Here is a 3,943-nt window from a genome sequence, read left to right as displayed (position 1 = left end):
CTCATCGCCAAGGCGAGCGCCGCAGGCGTCACGTTCCGCGGTTCCACTCCCGTCACCGGCATTGAACAGACAGGCGGCAAAGTCACGGGAGTCGAAACGCCCGACGGTGTGATCCCTGCGGACATCGTAGTTTCCTGCGCCGGGTTCTGGGGACCCAAGATCGGCGCCATGGTGGGCATGTCCGTGCCACTCCTCCCGCTGGCCCACCAATACGTCAAGACCACCTCCGTACCGGAGCTCGTGGGCCGGAACGATGCCTCGCGGCTGCTTGATCCCGCCAACGGCGCGTGGATGCCCATCCTTCGCCACCAGGACAAAGACCTCTATTACCGCGAGCACGGGGACCGGATGGGCATTGGCTCCTACGCCCACAAGCCCATGCCCGTGGACCTCCGGGAGCTCCCCGAGGTTGCTGCGGCGGACATGTCCGAGCACCGCATGCATCCCGCCTGGCGTTCACCGAAGAGGACTTCCTGCCGAGTTGGGAGGACTCCAAGGAACTCCTTCCGGCACTTGCCGGCGCGGGGATTGCGGATGGCTTCAACGGCATCTTCTCCTTCACCCCCGACGGCGGTCCCTTGGTGGGCGAGTCCAAAGAGGTTGAAGGGTTCTTCGTTGCCGAGGCCGTGTGGGTGACGCACTCCGCCGGCGTGGCCAGGGCAGTGGCCGAGCTCTTGATCGAGGGCCAATCCCGGATTCCGCTCCACGAATGCGAAGTCTCCCGCTTCGAAGAGATCCAGACCGCGGAGAGCTACGTCAGCGAAACCTCCCAGCAGAACTTCGTAGAGATCTACGATGTCCTGCACCCGCTGCAGCCACGCGTCTCGCCCCGCGAACTGCGCGTGAGCCCATTCAATGCCCGGCAGAAGGAGCTCGGGGCGTTCTTCCTCGAAGCCCAGGGTTGGGAGCGCCCGCACTGGTTCGAGGCAAACCGCGGCTTGCTGGAGATCCTCCCGGAAGAATGGCGCGCACCTGAACGCGAACCGTGGGCCGCCATGTTCCATTCCCCCATTTCCGCTGCCGAAGCGTGGAAGACGCGCACCGCCGTCGCGCTCTATGACATGACACCGCTCAAGCGGCTGGAGGTTTCCGGCCCTGGCGCCGAAGCCCTCTTGCAGCGCCTCAGCGCCGGGAAGGTCGACAAGAAGCCGGGTGCGGTGACGTACTGCCTGCTCCTCAACGGCGACGGCGGCATCCGCAGCGACATTACGGTGGCCCGCCTCGACGAAACCACGTTCCAGGTAGGCGCGAACGGCAACATCGACTTCGCCTACCTCACCACCGAAGCCCGCAAACAGACCGCTGGGGACGTCACCCAGTGGGTCCAGGTCAGGGACATCACGGGTTCCACGTGTTGCGTGGGGCTTTGGGGGCCGCTCGCCCGCGAAATCATGGCCAAGGTGAGCGACGACGATTTCAGCAACGACGGATTGAAGTACTTCCGCACCAAGAAAGTCCGGATCGGCGGGATCCCTGTCACCGCGATGCGCCTGTCCTACGTAGGCGAGTTGGGCTGGGAGCTGTACACGACGGCGGAAAACGGTCAAAAGCTCTGGGACCTTTTGTTCGAGGCCGGCCAGGAGCAGGGCATCATCGCGGCCGGCCGCGGCGCGTTCAACAGCCTCCGCCTCGAGAAGGGCTACCGGCTGTGGGGCACCGACATGACCCCCGAGCATGAGCCCTTCCAAGCGGGCCTTGGCTTCTCCGTCGGCAAGGACAAGGAAGGATACATCGGTGCCGAGGCCCTCAAAGCCCGCCGCGAACTGCCCATCAACCGCCGCTTGCGTTGCCTGACGGTCGACGACGGCACGTCCGTTGTGTTGGGCAAGGAACCTGTCTATTTCAAGGGAGAGCCCGCCGGCTACGTCACAAGCGCCGCCTACGGCTACACCGTCCGGAAGCCCATCGCCTACGCTTGGCTGCCCGCCGAAGCGGGCGAGGGTGACACCGTCGAGATCGAATACTTCGGGAAGCGGATCCCGGCCACCATCTCTGCCGATCCCCTCGTGGATCCAACCATGGAAAAGCTACGGGGCTGACGCCCCTCCTGGCTACTCGACACAGCAATGGGGATCACTTCAAAGGAGTTCAACTAATGGCCAACGAAAAGTTTGACTACGTCATTGTGGGTGGGGGCAGCGCCGGATCGGTGCTGGCGGACAGGCTCAGCGCAGACCGCACCAAGACCGTCCTGGTCCTGGAGGCCGGCCGCAGCGACTACCCCTGGGACCTGTTCATCCAGATGCCCGCGGCGCTCACCTTCCCCAGCGGGAACAGGTTCTATGACTGGCGCTACCAGTCCGACCCTGAGCCGCACATGCACGGACGCCGGATCGCCCACACCCGCGGCAAGGTCCTGGGCGGCTCCAGTTCCATCAACGGGATGATCTTCCAGCGCGGCAACCCCTTGGACTACGAACGCTGGGGAGCCGACGCCGGGATGGAGACCTGGGACTTCGCTCACTGCCTCCCCTACTTCAACCGCATGGAGACCGCGCTGGCCGCGGAACCCGACGATGAACTGCGCGGACACGACGGACCGCTGGTCCTTGAACGCGGTCCGGCGCGCAATCCCCTCTTCCAAGCCTTCTTCCGCGCGGCCCAACAAGCCGGATTCGCACGGACCAACGATGTCAACGGGTACCGGCAGGAGGGCTTCGGTCCCTTCGACCGCAATGTGCACAAGGGCCAGCGGCTCTCCGCCTCCAGGGCTTACTTGCGGCCGCACCTCAACCGGCCGAACCTCACGGTCAGGACCCGGGCCCTCGTCTCGAAAATCAACTTCGACGGCATTGGAACGTCCGATGTCAGGGCCACGGGCGTGAGCTATCGACGCAACGGCAAGCAGCACAGCGTGGATGCCCAGGAAGTAGTCCTGTGCGGAGGGGCCATCAACACCCCGCAGCTCCTGCAGTTGTCCGGCGTCGGGGACTCCACGCACCTCACGTCCCTCGGCATCAAACCCGTAGTTGACCTGCCCGGCGTCGGCGAAAACCTGCAGGACCACCTGGAGGTCTACATCCAGCACGCCTGCACCCAGCCGGTGTCCATGCAACCCAGCCTGAGCCTGTGGCGCTACCCGTGGATCGGCCTGCAGTGGCTGTTCGGGCGCAAGGGACCTGCTGCCACCAACCACTTCGAGGGCGGCGGCTTTGTGCGCTCCAACGAGGACGTGGCCTACCCCAACCTCATGTTCCACTTCCTGCCGGTGGCCGTCCGCTACGACGGCCAGAAGGCCGATGCCAAGCATGGCTACCAAGTGCACATCGGGCCCATGTACTCCGATGCGCGCGGCAGCCTGAAGATCACCTCCACGGACCCCACCGTCCACCCGTCCATGAAATTCAACTACCTTTCCACGGAGCAGGACCGGCGCGAGTGGGTCGAAGCCATCCGGATTTCCCGGCAGATCCTCGAGCAGTCGGCCATGGCGCCTTTCGATGGCGGTGAGCTCTCCCCCGGTCCAACCGTCCAGACGGACGAGGAAATCCTCGACTGGGTAGCCCGCGACGCAGAAACCGCGCTGCACCCGTCCTGCACGGCCAAGATGGGCCCGGCCACCGATCCGATGTCCGTGGTGGACCCGCTCAGCATGAGGGTGCACGGCACCTCGGGCCTGCGGGTGGCTGACGCTTCGGCAATGCCCTACGTGACCAACGGCAACATCTACGCGCCGGTCATGATGCTGGCCGAGAAAGCCGCTGACCTGATCCAGGGCCGCGAACCCCTTGCTCCCATCGCCGCCGAGTTCTACCGGCACGGCAGCAGCCCGGTTCCGGACAGCCTGGAAGGCCTGGACAGCCGGCCCCAGGTCACTCCCGCGAGGAACCAAGGAGCGGCATGAACAGCCCACAACTTTCCCAGACCCACACGGTGCGCGGCAGCTACGTTGACGGCGGCTGGCGGCAGTCCGCCGGAGGAATCCGCAGCATCAACTGCCCGG

Annotated in this window: 1 protein-coding gene and 1 pseudogene; both read left to right on the top strand. The window is 65.2% G+C overall.

Features of this window, described 5'->3' with window-relative positions:
- Positions 1–2,039 (top strand): annotated as a pseudogene (locus AHiyo1_RS23890) (GcvT family protein); the annotation flags it as partial.
- 56 nt (positions 2,040–2,095) lie between these two features.
- Positions 2,096–3,844, top strand: a complete 1,749-nt coding sequence (betA, locus tag AHiyo1_RS23885; protein WP_084784710.1) for a choline dehydrogenase — start codon at positions 2,096–2,098, stop codon at positions 3,842–3,844.
- The last annotated feature ends 99 nt before the right edge of the window (positions 3,845–3,943 follow it).

Origin of the sequence: Arthrobacter sp. Hiyo1, assembly GCF_001263615.2 — a bacterium.
Taxonomy (GTDB): domain Bacteria; phylum Actinomycetota; class Actinomycetes; order Actinomycetales; family Micrococcaceae; genus Arthrobacter.
The sequence above is the reverse complement of the archived record's forward strand: the minus strand, read 5'-3'. Positions and strand labels throughout refer to the sequence as shown.

What these genes read in the sequence shown, in the direction of transcription:
- betA (WP_084784710.1), top strand. Translation starts at nt 2,096, where the DNA reads ATGGCCAACGAAAAGTTTGACTACGTCATTGTGGGTGGGGGCAGCGCC.